This is a genomic window from Pseudomonas abieticivorans, from assembly GCF_023509015.1.
Taxonomy (GTDB): Bacteria; Pseudomonadota; Gammaproteobacteria; order Pseudomonadales; family Pseudomonadaceae; genus Aquipseudomonas; species Aquipseudomonas abieticivorans.
The window spans coordinates 4,345,112-4,360,961 of record NZ_CP094975.1 but is presented as its reverse complement, the minus strand read 5'-3'; the positions used below and the strand labels follow the sequence as shown (position 1 = coordinate 4,360,961).

The 15,850-nt window shown below is 59.3% G+C and carries 12 protein-coding genes; 1 reads left to right on the top strand and 11 read right to left on the bottom strand.

The genetic code is table 11. The features are described 5' to 3' along the window. Nucleotides 1-107: 107 nt before the first annotated feature. From L9B60_RS20015 to L9B60_RS20000, 4 genes are all read right to left on the bottom strand, one after another. On the bottom strand, nt 108-842 hold the full coding sequence (locus L9B60_RS20015) for a dienelactone hydrolase family protein (RefSeq protein WP_249679805.1): 735 nt from the start codon (nt 840-842) through the stop codon (nt 108-110). A gap of 71 nt (nt 843-913) precedes the next feature. After that, nucleotides 914-2,818, bottom strand: a complete 1,905-nt coding sequence (gene htpG / locus L9B60_RS20010) for a molecular chaperone HtpG (RefSeq protein ID WP_249672469.1) — start codon at nt 2,816-2,818, stop codon at nt 914-916. 87 nt (nt 2,819-2,905) lie between these two features. Continuing rightward, complete coding sequence (locus L9B60_RS20005; RefSeq protein WP_438865996.1) at nt 2,906-3,361, bottom strand: PaaI family thioesterase; 456 nt, start codon at nt 3,359-3,361, stop codon at nt 2,906-2,908. After that, nucleotides 3,358-3,834 carry a PaaI family thioesterase gene (locus L9B60_RS20000; protein WP_249672468.1) on the bottom strand — a complete coding sequence of 159 codons (477 nt, stop codon included), beginning with the start codon at nt 3,832-3,834 and terminating at the stop codon, nt 3,358-3,360. Before L9B60_RS20000 ends, L9B60_RS20005 begins: the two co-directional genes overlap by 4 nt. A 158-nt stretch (nt 3,835-3,992) precedes the next feature. Between L9B60_RS20000 and L9B60_RS19995 the strand changes: the two genes are divergently transcribed. After that, complete coding sequence (locus tag L9B60_RS19995) at nt 3,993-4,265, top strand: hypothetical protein (protein WP_249672467.1); 273 nt, start codon at nt 3,993-3,995, stop codon at nt 4,263-4,265. Nucleotides 4,266-4,321: 56 nt separating this feature from the next. Here the strand turns inward: L9B60_RS19995 and L9B60_RS19990 are convergent, their stop codons facing one another. From L9B60_RS19990 to L9B60_RS19960, 7 genes are all read right to left on the bottom strand, one after another. Next, nucleotides 4,322-4,726 carry an MAPEG family protein gene (locus L9B60_RS19990; protein WP_249672466.1) on the bottom strand — a complete coding sequence of 135 codons (405 nt, stop codon included), beginning with the start codon at nt 4,724-4,726 and terminating at the stop codon, nt 4,322-4,324. 1,568 nt (nt 4,727-6,294) lie between these two features. Continuing rightward, complete coding sequence (gene brnQ / locus L9B60_RS19985; RefSeq protein ID WP_249672465.1) at nt 6,295-7,608, bottom strand: branched-chain amino acid transport system II carrier protein; 1,314 nt, start codon at nt 7,606-7,608, stop codon at nt 6,295-6,297. Nucleotides 7,609-7,905: 297 nt separating this feature from the next. Continuing rightward, a complete protein-coding gene (gene sucD / locus L9B60_RS19980; RefSeq protein WP_249672464.1) occupies nt 7,906-8,787 on the bottom strand; it encodes a succinate--CoA ligase subunit alpha in 882 nt (293 codons plus the stop codon). Next, entirely contained in the window at nt 8,787-9,953 is a 1,167-nt protein-coding gene (gene sucC / locus L9B60_RS19975) for an ADP-forming succinate--CoA ligase subunit beta (RefSeq protein WP_249672463.1), read from the bottom strand. The genes sucD and sucC overlap by 1 nt, the downstream gene beginning before the upstream one ends. 202 nt (nt 9,954-10,155) lie before the next feature. Continuing rightward, the gene (gene lpdA / locus L9B60_RS19970; protein ID WP_249672462.1) at nt 10,156-11,592 is read right to left on the bottom strand and encodes a dihydrolipoyl dehydrogenase; all 1,437 of its coding nucleotides are present in this window, start codon (nt 11,590-11,592) and stop codon (nt 10,156-10,158) included. Nucleotides 11,593-11,692: 100 nt separating this feature from the next. After that, entirely contained in the window at nt 11,693-12,907 is a 1,215-nt protein-coding gene (odhB, locus tag L9B60_RS19965) for a 2-oxoglutarate dehydrogenase complex dihydrolipoyllysine-residue succinyltransferase (protein WP_249672461.1), read from the bottom strand. A 40-nt stretch (nt 12,908-12,947) separates the two neighbouring features. Then, nucleotides 12,948-15,779: a 2-oxoglutarate dehydrogenase E1 component gene (locus L9B60_RS19960; protein WP_249672460.1), complete on the bottom strand. Its 2,832-nt coding sequence runs from the start codon at nt 15,777-15,779 to the stop codon at nt 12,948-12,950. Nucleotides 15,780-15,850: the final 71 nt, after the last annotated feature.

Sequence of the window (15,850 nt, the reverse complement as noted above, 5' to 3'; positions counted from 1 at the left end):
CCCTGCCCGTTGTAGGAGCACCCGCGAAGAAAGCGACCCGGTACAACTGATATACCACGGTGACCTTTTCGCGGATCAATGCGCTCCTGCACCGGCACGCGGCTGGATCAGACGGCGGGCTTGAAGACTTCTTCCAGCAGGTTCTGCATGGTCTTGAACGCGCGGTCCGAGACGGTCTTGTTGTACATCTGCACGCCTGGGTTGTTGGCTTCGGTGTCAGTGAACGAGTGGTAGGCACCGCCGTAGCTGATCAGGGTCCAGTCGACGCCGGCGTCGTCCATTTCTTTCTCGAAGGCAGGCAACTGCTCTTTGGGTACCAATGGATCAGCCGCGCCGTGCAGCACCAAGACCTTGCCCACGATGTTCTTGCCATCGGCCGGGTTCGGCGTGTCCAGCGTGCCGTGGAACGAAACGGCGGCCTTGAGCGGCGCACCGGTGCGGGCCAGTTCCAACGAGCAGCAACCGCCGAAGCAGAAACCAAAGGTGGCCAACTGATCCTTGTCCACCGCCGCGGTGGTTTGCGCCTGCAATTGCTCAAGAGCCACCTGCATGCGCTTACGCAGTTCGGCACGGTCATTTTTGAGCGGCATCATTGCCGCCAGGCACTCTTCATTGCCACTCGGGCGGACCGACTGGCCATACAGGTCGGCCAACAGCACCACGTAACCCTGCGCGGCGACGGCCTGGGCGATGCGCTCGGCGCCTTCGCTCACACCTACCCAGTTGGGCGCCATCAACAGCCCCGGACGCGGCGATACCACGGCGGCGTCATACACCAAGCGGCTTTCATACGGCTTGCCATCGATCTGATAGACCACGGATTGAACGGTAACGGTCATGATTGTCTCCCCAATGAAAAGCGATGGTCACTCAAACGAAAAAACCCGCCGAAGCGGGTTTTTTCTTCAACTGCTTAAACGGACAACTCAACCAACAGCTTGTTCAGGCGGCGCACGTAGGCCGCCGGGTCTTTCAAGCTGTCACCAGCAGCCAGTGCCGCTTGGTCGAAGAGGATGTGCGAGAAGTCGGCGAAACGGTCTTCGCTCTGCTCGTGATCCAGCTTCTCGATCAGCGGGTGGCCCGGGTTGAACTCGAAGATGGGCTTGGAATCCGGGACTTTCTGACCGCTGGCTTCCAGGATCTGACGCATCTGCAGTCCCAGGTCCTGCTCACCGATGGCCAGGATCGCCGGCGAGTCGGTCAGGCGGTGCGACACACGCACTTCGCTGACGCTATCACCCAGGGCGGCTTTAAGGCGCTCGATCAGGCCTTCCTTGTCCTTGGCGACTTCTTCCTGGGCCTTCTTGTCCTCCTCGGAGTCCAGCTTGCCCAGGTCCAGGTCACCGCGAGCCACGTCGACAAAGTTTTTGCCGTCGAAGTCGCTCAGGTAGCTCATCAGCCACTCGTCGATGCGGTCGGTCAACAGCAGCACTTCGATGCCTTTCTTGCGGAAGACTTCCAGGTGCGGGCTGTTCTTGACCTGCGCGTACGACTCGCCGGTCAGGTAATAGATCTTGTCCTGGCCTTCCTTGACGCGACCCAGGTAGTCGGCCAGGGAAACACTTTGCTCGCCGCCGTCGTCGCTGATCGAGGCAAAGCGCAGCAGGCCGGCGATTTTTTCCTTGTTGGCGAAGTCTTCTGCCGGGCCTTCTTTCAGGACCTGGCCAAAGTTTTTCCAGAAGCCCTTGTACTGCTCAGGCTCGTTCTTGGCCAACTTCTCGAGCATGTCCAGCACGCGCTTGGTCAGCGCCGACTTCATCGAGTCGATGATCGGGTCTTTTTGCAGGATCTCACGCGACACGTTCAACGACAGGTCGTTGGAATCGACCACGCCCTTGATGAAACGCAGGTACAGCGGCAGGAAGGATTCTGCCTGGTCCATCACGAACACACGCTGCACGTACAGCTTCAAGCCGCGCGGCGCTTCACGCTGGTACAGGTCGAACGGAGCACGGGCCGGCACGTACAGCAGCGAGCTGTATTCGAGCTTGCCTTCGACCTTGTTGTGGCTCCAGCTCAGCGGGTTTTCGTAATCGTGGGCAATGTGCTTGTAGAACTCCTGGTATTCCTCGTCCTTGACCTCGGTACGCGGGCGAGTCCACAGGGCGCTGGCACGGTTGACGGTTTCCCATTCCAGTGCAGGCTTCTCTTCGCCTTCGGCTGCTTCCTGCTCTTTGGGCAGCTCGATCGGCAAGGCGATGTGGTCGGAGTACTTCTTGACGATGTTGCGCAGGCGCCAGCCATCGGCGAACTCTTCCTCGCCCTTTTTCAGGTGCAGGACGATGCGGGTGCCACGGTCGGCTTTTTCAACGGTGGCGACTTCGAACTCGCCCTCGCCCTTGGACGACCAGTGCACGCCCTCGCCGGCCGGCAGGTTGGCACGGCGGCTGAATACGTCGACCTTGTCGGCCACGATGAAGGCCGAGTAGAAGCCAACGCCGAACTGACCGATCAGGTGCGAATCTTTCTTCTGGTCACCGCTGAGGTTTTTCATGAAGTCGGCGGTGCCGGACTTGGCGATAGTACCCAGGTGAGTGATGACATCTTCACGGCTCATGCCGATGCCGTTGTCTTCCAGGGTCACGGTGTTGGCTTCTTTGTCGAAGCTCACGCGGATCTTGAGCTCGGCGCCACCTTCCAGCATTTCTGGCTTGGACAGGGCTTCGAAGCGCAATTTGTCGACGGCATCAGAGGCGTTGGAGATCAATTCGCGAAGGAAAATTTCCTTGTTGGAATACAGCGAATGGATCATGAGGTGCAGCAGTTGCTTCACCTCGGTCTGGAAGCCCAGGGTTTCTTTTTGAGTTTCCACACTCATGGTCATCAAACTCCAATCAGATGGCAGGCCGCTTGCGCTGTGCATGGGCGGCGGGATGCACAAGAGATGGGGGCATGGGGAAGGATTTCAAGGGCTTGTTGCTTCGTCGATTTTGAAATGCGCGCGGGCGGTGGCAATCGGCTCCTCGCGATCGGCCTGCCAGGCGGTGATCGCAACGTTGGTCACCCGCCGCCCCTGGCGCCAGAGCCGGCATTGGGCGTAGGTATCACGGGCCAGGCCGGCACGCAGGTAGTCGATGGAAAAGTCGATGATCTTCGGCACCTGCCCGGTGTCGGTGAACAGTATCAGGTGCAGGGCCGCCGCCAACTCCATGAAGCCTGCAATCACGCCACCGTGAATCGCTGGCAGCAAAGGGTTGCCAATGTTGTCCGGGTTGGCCGGCAAACTGAACAACAGGCTGTCACCCTCACGCTGGCAGTGGATACCGATCAACCCGGCATAAGGAATGATCTTCAGCAAATCGGCAAAATCATCGTTCAAATGGGCCTGGCGTACCTGTTCGCGCAACGCTTGGCTGATCATGGCTGTCCCCCCTTGAGAGCACCGGCAAAGGCCTGCGAACCCTTGACCGCCTTGCCCAGGCGCATGAATGTGCCGACCACTTGGGCGACGGGCTGCTGGGGATCGTCCTGGTAGGCATGCCCACGCACGAAAATCACGTCACGCGTCACGCGGTAGCAACGGGCAAAACCATGCAGGTCCTTGCCTGGCTGCGCGGGGTGCATGTAGTCGATGCGCAAATCCAGGGTCGGGCACACCTCGAACGTGGGCAACACACACAGCGTGGCCATGCCGCAGGTGGTGTCCATCAGGCTGGTCAGCGCACCGCCATGGATCACCCCCGTCTGGGGGTTGCCAACGATCGCTGGCGAGTACGGCAATAACAGCGTCACACCGTCTGCATCAATACTTTCAACACGCATGCGCAGTACTTGGCAGTGGCGCAATGCACCTATAAAGCGTCGAGCCTGTTCCATCAGCGGTCTGTCATTCATGGGCGCGAACCTTGTGTTTATTATTTTCCGAAAAGACACACCGCGTATAAAAAGTCGATATGGATCCAGCACTTATATATCTTTCAATGCAACGGAACTTAACTCCAGGGTCGACGCTCGAAAGGCACGTAGACTTATTCAATAAGGAGAAACACCCCATGCGTAAAACTTTAGCTTATGCCTTGATGCTGGCCGCCTCCCTGGGCCTCGCCGCCTGCGATAAAAAGTCCGAGGACAAGGCTCAGGACGCGCAGCAACACGCCGAGAACGCCCAGCAGAAAATGGACGATGCTCAGGATAAAGTGAACGATGCAGCGAAAGAAAACGCTGAAGCGGCCAAATCCAGTACTGAAGCGCAACAAGAGCGCGCCAAGGAAAACTCCGACGGCTCTACCGCAGCTCCAGCAACTGACGCACCGGCCAAAAACTAAGCCTGTTGCGACGGATGCACAAAGCCCGACCGTTGCGTCGGGCTTTTTCATGCCTGTTACATCATGACCAGGTAGCGATACACCGGGCTTAACATCAACAATAACGAACAGAGTATGCCCACCACCCACACCGCACTTCGGGCCGACGGCTTGTCGTTCCAGTACAGGAACAGGTAGATAACCCTGCTGATCACGAAGATGATCGCCAACAAGTCGATCAAGTAGCCTTGGGTCTGGGTGGTATGCGCCATCAACACCCCCACCGCGAACAGCATGAACGCCTCGAAGCTGTTTTGATGCGCCGCCACGGCCCTGGCGCCCAAGCCGGTCAACTGTGCCTGCTGCGCTCGCGGCTCATGGTTGTTGTAGCCGCCCTGCTCTTTCATTGCCTTGGCGACTGGCGCCCGGGCTATATAGATCAGCAGTGCACTGATAAACACACACCAGAACGGTATGCTCATTCGCGTCTCTCCCTTGAGCGCCCGGGCAGTCGGGCATGTGATGGGTATAGACCATTGCCCGAACGATTTCGTGCCCACTGCTCTTGATCTGATCTTGATCTTGATCTTGATCTGCTCTTGATCTTGATCTTGATCTTGATCTTGATCTTGATCTTGATCTGCTCTTGATCTTGATGGTATGCCCCGTAAAGCGCCCGGGCCGACTGGAGGCGTCGCTCAAGGGGCGGCCCGCAGGGCCCGAGGCGCAGCCGAGGAAGACGGCAGCCGGCAAGCTTCTATAGCCGGTGCCGTCTGCCCCTTGAGCGACGCCGGAAGGAGGGGACCCGCAGCGCAGCGGAGGGCCCAAGCAGGGGCAAGCCTTTTTTGCTTACTTTTTGTGGCGTTTGACAAAAAGTAAGACGCCGTAAGGGCGGAACGGTGAAGTGATCGCGCCATTGATAATGGATATGTTCACGCATCTTTGAAGCTTGCTCTTAAAACGGTGAACATTCCATTGGTTAGGGTGATGCCGAATCACCTTTCCGGCCTTACGCCGGCTCACTTTTTGTCAAACGCCACAAAAAGTAAGCAAAAAAGGCTTGCCCCTGCTTGGGCCCTACGCTGCGCTACGGGTCCCCTCCCTCCGGCATCGCTCAAGCGGACGACGGCCCGGAATAGAAGCGCCTCCGGCTCCGTCTCCGGCGGCTACGCCTCCGGCCGCTTGATCGGCGCCTCCAGTCGGCCCGGGCGCTTAATGGGGCATACAATCAAGATCAAAAACCAAGCAGATCAAGAGCAGATCAAGAGCAGAATTTGGCTTTGGCTTTGGTTTTGGCTCTCGATCCTGATCTTGATCTTGATCTGCTTTTGATCTTGATGGCATGCCCCGTTAAGCGCCCGGGCCGACTGGAGGCGTCGCTCAAGGGGCAGCCCGCAGGGCCCGAGGCGCAGCCGAGGAAGACGGCAGCCGGCAAGCTTCTATAGCCGGTGCCGTCTGCCCCTTGAGCGACGCCGGAAGGAGGGGACCCGCAGCGCAGCGGAGGGCCCAAGCAGGGGCAAGCCTTTTTTGCTTACTTTTTGTGGCGTTTGACAAAAAGTAAGACGCCGTAAGGGCGGAAAGGTGAAGTGATCGCGCCATTGATAATGGATATGTTCACGCATCTTTGAAGCTTGCTCTTAAAACGGTGAACATATCCATTGGTTAGGGTGATGCCGAATCACCTTTCCGGCCTTACGCCGGCTCACTTTTTGTCAAACGCCCGGTGTGCCGGCCCAGCCAAAAAATAAGCAAAAAAGGCTTGCCCCTGCTTGGGCCCTACGCTGCGCTACGGGTCCCCTCCCTCCGGCATCGCTCAAGCGGACGACGGCCCGGAATAGAAGCGTCTCCGGCTCCGTCTCCGGCGGCTACGCCTCCGGCCGCTTGATCGACGCCTCCAGTCGGCCCGGGCGCTTAATGGGGCATACAATCAAGATCAAAAACCAAGCAGATCAAGAGCAGATCAAGGGCAGATCAAGGGCAGATCAAAAACAGGTCACCGGACAAAAAAATACCCCGCAACTTGGCGGGGTATTTTTATGAGGGGGAAGGCTTACGCGATCGCTTCGGCAGGCTTACCCATCACGCGGTCGAACACCACCGCGCCAGCCAGGGCCACCACGGTAGGTACCAACCAGGCCAGGCCTTGGTCGCTCAACGGCAGGTGCGCCAAGGAGGCCGGCAGCCAGTCGCCCAAGCCTGCACCCTTGAGGGCGTCGATCAAGCCAAACAGCAACGACACAGCCATCACCGGCGCAACCACGCGGGTGGGCGAGCGCCAGAACTCATTGCAGAAGCTCAACGCCACCAAGGCGATGCACGGTGGGTAGATGGCGGTCAGCACTGGAATCGAGAACGCAATCAGCTTGGTCAAGCCCAGGTTGGACACCAGCAGCGAGAACGCGGCCAGCAACACCACCAGGGTCTTGTAGGACAGTGGCAACACGCGGCTGAAGTACTCGGCACAGGCACAGGTCAGCCCCACGGCCGTGACCAGGCACGCCAGGGAGATCAGCACGGCCAGGAAACCGCTGCCCAACGAACCGAAGGTGTGCTGCACATAAGCGTGCAGCACCATGGCGCCGTTGCTGGCACCGGCGGCCACTGATGGGCTGCCCGCCCCCAGGCGGAACAGGCTGATGTACACCAGCGCCAGGCCGACACCAGCGATGAGGCCGGCAATGATGGCGTAGCGGGTGATCAGCACCGGCGATTCGACGCCGCGCGAGCGGATGGCGTTGACGATGACAATGCCGAACACCAGCGCGCCCAAGGTATCCATGGTCAGGTAACCATTGATGAAGCCTTGGGAGAACGGCGCTGCCACATAGGCAGGCTCTGCCACGCCAACGGGACCGGCTGGCAGTGCGAATGCCGCAATGCCCAGCACCGCCAGGGCGATGATCTTCAGCGGCGCCAGGAAGCGCCCCACGGTGTCCAGCAAGCGGCCGGGGTACAGCGAAATGAAGAACACCAGCAGGAAGTACACCGCGCTGTACAGGAACAAGGCCAGCGGCGTATCACCGGTCAGGGGCGCAAGGCCCACTTCGAACGACACCGTGGCGGTCCGCGGGGTGGCGAACAGCGGGCCCACGGCCAGGTAGGCGACGGCGGCCAGCAAGCCACCGGCGACCTTGCCGATCGGGCTGCTCAGCGCGTCCATGCCGCCACCGACCTTGGCCAGCGCGACAACGGTGATGACCGGCAGGCCCACGGCCGTGATCAGAAAGCCCAGCGCCGCCATCCAGACGTGTGGCCCGGACTGCAAACCGACGATAGGCGGGAAGATGATGTTACCGGCACCGACGAACAAGGCGAACGTCATGAAGCCCAATGCCAGGATGTCCTGGCCTTTCAACACTTTCATTTAAGGAAACCACACTGCTGAATCGGAATTAGAGAGGGATCTCCCCTTGGATGAGGGAAATACAGACGGCCTGGATGAGGGCGTCTTGAGTTGTTCGTTCAGCCCTTGTGGGGCCGACTCACAAAAATGGCGTACAGGGTATCGTTTTTGCACGATAAACGCACTGATACCGATCGCAGTGTCCGATGAACGCACCGGCATGTCGCATTACAGACAGAAAATTGTGGGAAAGTGCAAAAACACAAAAGCCACCCGAAGGTGGCTTTTGTCAGCAGCGCTGTCAGTTAAGCACGAGGCTTACTTGACGGCCCAGCCAGTCAGCTCGGCCAGGGCCTTGCCGATGTCTGCCAGCGAACGCACGGTTTTGACACCTGCGTCTTGCAGTGCAGCGAATTTCTCGTCTGCAGTGCCTTTGCCGCCGGAGATGATTGCGCCAGCATGGCCCATGCGCTTGCCCGGAGGAGCAGTCACACCAGCGATGTAGGAAACAACCGGCTTGGTCACGTGTGCCTTGATGTAGGCAGCGGCTTCTTCTTCAGCCGAACCGCCGATCTCGCCGATCATCACGATCGCCTCGGTCTTCGGGTCTTCCTGGAACAGCTTCAGGATGTCGATGAAGTTGGAGCCTGGGATCGGGTCACCGCCGATGCCGACGCAAGTCGACTGACCGAAACCGGCGTCAGTGGTTTGCTTGACGGCTTCGTAGGTCAGGGTGCCGGAACGCGACACGATACCGACCTTGCCTGGCAAGTGAATGTGACCTGGCATGATGCCGATCTTGCATTCGCCTGGGGTGATCACGCCTGGGCAGTTAGGGCCGATCAGGGTAATACCCAGCTCGTCGCACTTAACCTTGGCGTCCAGCATGTCCAGGGTAGGAATGCCTTCGGTGATGCAGACGATCAGCTTGATGCCGCCCAAAGCAGCTTCCAGGATCGAGTCTTTGCAGAAAGGAGCCGGAACGTAGATCACGCTGGCGGTAGCGCCAGTGGCCGCGACCGCGTCTTTGACGGTGTTGAACACGGGCAGGCCCAGGTGCTCGGTGCCGCCTTTGCCAGGGGTAACGCCACCGACCATCTTGGTGCCGTATTCGATGGCTTGCTGGGTGTGGAAACTACCTTGCGAACCGGTAATACCCTGGCAGATAACTTTGGTGTCTTTATTGATCAGGACGCTCATTATTTGCCCTCCGCAGCTTTGACAACTTGTTGAGCAGCGTCGGTCAGGCTGGTAGCAGCGATGATGTTCAAACCGCTTTCTGCCAGTACTTTAGCGCCCAGCTCAGCGTTGTTACCTTCAAGGCGAACAACAACCGGGATTTTCACGCCGACTTCTTTAACGGCGCCAATGATGCCTTCGGCAATCATGTCGCAGCGAACGATGCCGCCGAAGATGTTGACCAATACGGCCGCCACGTTAGTGTCGGACAGGATGATCTTGAACGCTTCGGTAACGCGTTCCTTGGTAGCGCCACCACCTACGTCGAGGAAGTTGGCTGGTTTGCCGCCATGCAGGTTGACGATGTCCATGGTACCCATGGCCAGGCCAGCACCGTTGACCATGCAACCGATGTTGCCTTCCAGGGCCACGTAGTTCAGTTCGAACTTGGCAGCGTGCGCTTCGCGCGGATCGTCTTGCGACGGATCGTGGAAAGTCTTCAGCTTAGGCTGACGGTACATGGCGTTGGCGTCGATGTTGATCTTGGCGTCCAGGCAGTGCAGATCGCCGTCAGCCTTGATCACCAGCGGGTTCACTTCCAGCAGAGCCAGGTCGTGATCCTTGAACAGCTTGGCCAGACCTACGAAGATCTTGGCGAACTGAGCGACTTGCTTGCCTTCCAGGCCCAGCTGGAAAGCCAGCTCGCGACCTTGGAATGGCTGAGCGCCAACCAGTGGATCGATGGTGGCTTTCAGAATCTTTTCAGGAGTGTCGTGTGCGATCTTCTCGATGTCCACGCCACCTTCGGTGGAAGCCATGAACACGATACGACGGCTGGAGCGGTCTACCACTGCGCCCAGATACAGCTCTTTGGCGATATCGGTGCAGGATTCAACCAGGATCTTGGTAACAGGCTGGCCATTGGCATCAGTCTGGTAAGTCACCAGACGCTTGCCCAGCCACTGCTGTGCGAAGGCCTTGGCGTCTTCTTTGCTGCGAACCAGCTTGACGCCGCCCGCTTTACCGCGACCACCGGCGTGGACCTGGGCTTTGACGACCCACTCGGTGCCGCCGATCTTGTCGCACGCTTCTGCTGCTGCTTCCGGGGTGTCTACCGCGTAACCCTTGGATACTGGCAGGCCGTACTCAGCGAACAGCTGCTTACCCTGATACTCGTGAAGATTCATGCTTTTTACCGTCTTCGTTAGGTACTGCGCTTTCGGCGCTGCGCTGTAAAAGTGCCGCGCCACCTGTGACTGCTTGTTCGCCCCGCATCCCCCAGGCATGTACCGTGGGGGTCTGCGGGGCGAGGTCGAGTCCGGCGGGCTTTCCGCGGTGAGCCTTGCACGCAAGGCTCACGACGGGCCGTCCGCCGTGGTTTCTTATTGTTTAACGCTTCTTACGGTTGGCAATGTGAATGGCGCCGCCATTCACTGCCAGTGCAGCTTCGTGCAGGGCTTCGGACAGGGTTGGATGGGAGAAGACCATCATGCCCAGGTCTTCGGCGCTGGTGCCGAATTCCATGCCGATTGCACCTTGCTGAACCAGTTCTGCAGCGCTTGGGCCAATGACGTGAACGCCCAACACGCGGTCAGTCTTGGCGTCAGCGATGACTTTTACAAAACCGCCGGTATCGTTCGCTGCCATGGCACGGCCACTGGCGGCAAACGGGAAGGTGCCTACGTTAACTTCAACGCCTTCAGCCTTCAAGGCTTGTTCGGTTTTACCGACCCACGCGATTTCCGGGTGGGTGTAGATAACCGATGGGATCAGGTCGTAGTTCATCTGGGTCTTGTGACCCTTGATGCGCTCGACAACCATGATGCCCTCTTCCGAGGCCTTGTGGGCCAGCATCATGCCACGTACCACGTCGCCGATGGCATACACGCCAGGCACGCTGGTGGTGCAGTGATCGTCGACGAAAATGAAGCCGCGCTCGTCGATGTTCACGCCGCTGTCAGAAGCCAGCAGGTCGGTGGTCACCGGGCGACGGCCGACCGCAACGATCAGCTTGTCGAACGTGATGGTCTGCTCGCCTTCGGCGTTGGTGTAAGTCACCACCACTTCTTCGCCGTTGACTTTGGAACCGGTGACGCGTGCGCCCAGCTTGATGTCCAGACCTTGTTTGGTCAGGGTTTTCAGCGCTTCCTTGGACACTGCGGTGTCGGCAGCCATCAGGAACGTGTCCAGGGCTTCCAGCACAGTGACTTCGGCGCCCAGGCGGGACCATACCGAACCCAGCTCCAGGCCGATCACGCCAGCGCCGATCACGCCCAGGCGCTTAGGCACGGATTGGAATTCCAGGGCGCCGGTGGAGTCGACGATGACCTTGTTGTCGACCGGAGCCGGCGGAATGTCGATCGGGCGCGAGCCGGACGCCAGGATGACATTGTCGGCTTCAACCACTTCAACCGAACCGTCTGGCTTGGTGATTTCGACTTTCTTGCCGGCCAACAGCTTGCCGTGGCCTTGCAGCGACGTCACGCCGTTGGCTTTGAACAGGGTGGCGACGCCGGAGGTCAGGTTTTTAACGATGCCGGCTTTACGGCCGACCATCGCAGGCACGTCCATGGTCACGCCGCTGTGACCGATACCGTGGATGGCAAAACCGTCTTGTGCTTCGTGAAACTTCCAGGAGCTGTCCAGCAGCGCCTTGGATGGAATGCAGCCAACGTTCAGGCAAGTACCGCCGAGGGCCAGCTTGCCCTCGCCGTCAACGTACTTCTCGATGCAGGCAGTCTTGAGACCAAGTTGCGCAGCTTTAATAGCAGCTACATAGCCGCCAGGGCCTGCGCCAATCACTACCACGTCGAATTTCTGAGTCATAAAAGGTTCCTTTTAGCTGCAAGCTGCAAGCTACGGGCCGCAAGCTCAAGCCTCACCGCGCATGGCTTGAGGGTTGCAGCTTGCAGCTCGTGGCTGCTTATTAGATATCCAGAAGCAGGCGTGCCGGATCTTCAAGCAGGTTTTTGATAGTAACGAGGAACGTCACGGCTTCTTTACCGTCGATCAGGCGGTGATCGTAAGACAGTGCCAGGTACATCATCGGGCGAATCACGACTTGGCCATTGATGGCCATCGGACGCTGAAGGATGTTGTGCATGCCCAGGATCGCGGCTTGTGGCGGGTTGACGATCGGAGTCGACATCATCGAACCGAAGGTACCACCGTTGGTGATGGTGAAGGTACCGCCAGTCATCTCATCGATGGACAGCTTGCCGTCACGGGCTTTCTTGCCGAAGGTGGCGATGCCGCCTTCGATTTCAGCCAGGCTCATCAGTTCAGCGTTACGCAGTACCGGTACTACCAGGCCACGGTCGCTGGACACGGCAACGCCGACGTCGGCATAACCGTGGTAAACGATGTCCGAGCCGTCGATCGAGGCGTTGACTGCCGGGTAGCGCTTCAGCGCTTCGGTGGCGGCCTTCACAAAGAACGACATGAAGCCCAGGCGCACGCCATTGTGGGACTTCTCGAACAGGTCCTTGTACTTGGAACGCAGGGCCATGACTTCGGTCATGTCGACTTCGTTGAACGTGGTCAGCATCGCCATGTTGGACTGGGCTTCAACCAGACGCTCGGCAACCTTGGCACGCAGGCGGGTCATCGGCACGCGTTTTTCAACGCGATCACCGGCAGCCAGAACCGGTGCGGCAGCAGCGGCAGGCTTGGCAGCAGGTGCTGCGGCCGGCGCGGATTTCTTCGCTTCGATCGCGGCAACCACGTCTTCCTTGGTCACGCGGCCGTCTTTGCCGGTGCCCTTGACGTTGTTCAGGTTGATGCCGTTTTCTTCGGCCAGCTTGCGAGCAGCTGGCGCGCCGATGGCGTCTTCGTCAGCACCAGCCGGGGCAGCAGCAGCTTGCGCAGGGGCAGCAGCGGCAGCCGGAGCAGCGGCGGCGGCGCCACCCGCTTCGATAGAGCCCAGGACTTCGTCGGACAGAACGGTGTCGCCTTCGTTCTTGACGATGGCACCCAGTACGCCGTCGGCGGTAGCCAGCACTTCCAGCACGACCTTGTCGGTTTCGATGTCGACGATCAGGTCGTCACGCTTGACGGCTTCGCCCGGTTTCTTGTGCCAGGTGGCAACGGTGCCATCGGCAACCGATTCCGGAAAAGTAGGGGCTTTGATCTCGATAGCCATTATCAGTGGTTCCTTTAATTCGGTTCAGTAGCGCGAAGGCTTAAACAGTAAATGCGTCTCGCAGCAGTTTTTCCTGCTGCTCGGCATGCATTGATGCGTAACCACAGGCAGGCGCGGCAGAAGCGTCGCGGCCAGCGTATTCAAGGCTCAAGGCCTTGTTGTGGTTACCGATGCTGCGACGCAGGTGATGCTGACTGCTGTACCAGGCACCCTGGTTCATCGGTTCTTCCTGACACCACACGACATTCGTGAGGTTGGTGTAAGGCGCGATGGCCTCCATCAGGTCGTCTTCCGGGAACGGATAAAGCTGCTCGATACGCACGATGGCGATGTCTTCGCGGCCTTCGGCACGGCGTTTTTCCAGCAAGTCGTAGTAGACCTTGCCGCTGCACAGGACCAGGCGAGTGACCTTGGCCGCATCCAGTTTGTCGATCTCCGGGATCACGGTCTGGAACGAGCCTTCGGCCAAGTCTTCCAACGTCGAGATGGCCAGCTTGTGGCGCAGCAGCGACTTGGGCGTCAACACGACCAACGGTTTGCGCAGCGGACGGATCACCTGGCGGCGCAACAGATGGTAGATCTGAGCCGGGGTGGTCGGTACGCAAACCTGGATGTTGTGCTCGGCGCACAGCTGCAGGTAACGCTCCAGGCGAGCCGAGGAGTGCTCCGGACCTTGCCCTTCGTAACCGTGTGGCAGCAGCATGGTCAGACCGCACAAGCGGCCCCACTTGTGCTCGCCGCTGGTGATGAACTGATCGATCACGACCTGCGCACCGTTGGCGAAGTCGCCGAACTGGGCTTCCCAGATCACCAATGCGTTCGGCATGGTGGTGGAGTAGCCGTATTCAAACGCCAGTACCGCTTCTTCGGACAGGAACGAATCGTACAGGTCGAAACGTGGCTGGCCGGCATACAGGTTTTGCAGAGGGATGTAAGTTGCCGCATCCTTCTGGTTGTGCAACACGGCATGACGGTGCGAGAACGTACCGCGGCCGATGTCCTGGCCGGTCATGCGCACAGGGTGACCTTCGAACGCCAGGGTCGCGTACGCCATGGTTTCGGCGTAACCCCAGTTGATCGGCAGGCCGCCGGCTTGCATCTTCTGACGGTCTTCGTAGATCTTGGCGACCTGGCGCTGAACCACGAAGCCTTCTGGAATTTCCAGCAGCTTGGCAGACAGTTCCTGCAAGGTTTTCAGATCAAAGCGGGTGTCGTGACGCGCCGTCCAGGCGTGGCCCAGGTAGGGGCGCCAGTCCACGAACAGCTCTTTGTTCGGTTCCTTGACCAGGCTTTTGACCACGTGCAGGCCGTTGTCCAGCGCATTGCGGTACTCGTCGACCTTGGCCTGAACGCTGGCCTCGTCTTGCGAACCGCCCTTGACCAGGCTTTCGGCGTACAGCTCACGGGTGGTGCGCTGCTTGGCGATCTGCTGGTACATCAGTGGCTGGGTGCCACTTGGCTCATCGGCCTCGTTGTGGCCGCGACGGCGGTAGCACACCAGGTCAATCACGATGTCGCGCTTGAACTGCATGCGGTAGTCGATGGCCATCTGGGTGACGAACAGCACCGCTTCCGGGTCATCGCCGTTCACGTGCAGGATCGGCGCCTGGATCATCTTGGCAACGTCGGTGGCGTACTCGGTGGAGCGCGCGTCACGTGGGTTGCTGATGGTGAAACCGACCTGGTTGTTGATCACGATGTGAATCGTGCCGCCGGTCTTGAAACCGCGGGTCTGGGACATCTGGAAGGTTTCCAGCACCACGCCCTGGCCTGCGAAGGCCGCGTCACCGTGCAGCGAGATCGGCAGTACCTTGTCACCGACCGCGTCGTTGCGACGATCCTGACGGGCACGCACCGAACCTTCGACCACGGGCGACACGATTTCAAGGTGCGAGGGGTTGAACGCCATCGCCAGGTGAACTTCACCGCCCGGGGTCATCACGTTGGACGAGAAACCCTGGTGGTATTTCACGTCGCCGGAGCCCAGCTCAACCTTCTTCTTGCCTTCGAACTCGTCGAACAGGTCGCGCGGGTTCTTGCCGAAGGTGTTCACCAGCACGTTCAGACGGCCACGGTGCGCCATGCCGATCACGACTTCCTTGGTGCCGTAGGAACCGGAACGCTGGATCATCTCGTCGAGCATCGGGATCAGGCTCTCGCCACCTTCCAGACCGAAACGCTTGGTGCCCGGGTATTTGGTACCCAGGTACTTTTCAAGGCCTTCGGCAGCGGTGACGCGCTCGAGCACGTGGTTCTTGATTTCGGCGGAGAACACCGGACGCCCACGCACGCTTTCCAGACGCTGCTGGAACCAGCTGCGCTGCTCGGAATCAGTGATGTGGGTGAACTCGGAGCCGATGGTGCGGCAATATGTCTGCTGCAAAGCCTCGATAATTTCGCGTAGGCTCGCCTCCTCCTTGCCGATGAACAGGTCTCCGGCACGGAAGGTCGTATCAAGATCGGCATTGGTCATGCCGTAATGATTGATCGACAGGTCTGCCGGCGCAGGGCGCTGCCACAACCCCAGCGGGTCGAGCTGGGCCGCTTGGTGGCCGCGCATACGGTAGGCTTGGATCAATCGCAGCACTTCAACTTGCTTCTTCTCGTGCTCGCTGCTCACGCTGCCGGCGGATACCGGTTGTGCGCGGCGCTGGTTTTTGGCCAGCAGCACGAAATGATCGCGAATCGTGGAGTGCGAAACGTCGGTGGCAGTACTGCCTTCTGCGGGCAACTTCTGAAAGTAGGTGCGCCACTCTTCTGGCACAGCGTTAGGGTCGTGCAGGTAAAGCTCGTAGAGCTCTTCCACATAGGCAGCGTTACCACCTGAAAGGTAGGCGCTGTTCCACATGCGCTGCATCACGCTTTCTTGCATGCTTGGTCACCCTCGGTTAGGGGCCCACCACCGGCGCGAATGCAAAGCCTGCGCGGACAACCCCACTTTGG

Bases quoted from the DNA above. Each gene is read 5' to 3' on its own strand.
- htpG (WP_249672469.1), bottom strand. From the start codon at position 2,818: ATGAGTGTGGAAACTCAAAAAGAAACCCTGGGCTTCCAGACCGAGGTG.
- L9B60_RS20005 (WP_438865996.1), bottom strand. From the start codon at position 3,361: ATGATCAGCCAAGCGTTGCGCGAACAGGTACGCCAGGCCCATTTGAAC.
- L9B60_RS20000 (WP_249672468.1), bottom strand. From the start codon at position 3,834: ATGAATGACAGACCGCTGATGGAACAGGCTCGACGCTTTATAGGTGCA.
- L9B60_RS19995 (WP_249672467.1), top strand. From the start codon at position 3,993: ATGCGTAAAACTTTAGCTTATGCCTTGATGCTGGCCGCCTCCCTGGGC.
- L9B60_RS19990 (WP_249672466.1), bottom strand. From the start codon at position 4,726: ATGAGCATACCGTTCTGGTGTGTGTTTATCAGTGCACTGCTGATCTAT.
- brnQ (WP_249672465.1), bottom strand. From the start codon at position 7,608: ATGAAAGTGTTGAAAGGCCAGGACATCCTGGCATTGGGCTTCATGACG.
- sucD (WP_249672464.1), bottom strand. From the start codon at position 8,787: ATGAGCGTCCTGATCAATAAAGACACCAAAGTTATCTGCCAGGGTATT.
- sucC (WP_249672463.1), bottom strand. From the start codon at position 9,953: ATGAATCTTCACGAGTATCAGGGTAAGCAGCTGTTCGCTGAGTACGGC.
- lpdA (WP_249672462.1), bottom strand. From the start codon at position 11,592: ATGACTCAGAAATTCGACGTGGTAGTGATTGGCGCAGGCCCTGGCGGC.
- odhB (WP_249672461.1), bottom strand. From the start codon at position 12,907: ATGGCTATCGAGATCAAAGCCCCTACTTTTCCGGAATCGGTTGCCGAT.
- L9B60_RS19960 (WP_249672460.1), bottom strand. From the start codon at position 15,779: ATGCAAGAAAGCGTGATGCAGCGCATGTGGAACAGCGCCTACCTTTCA.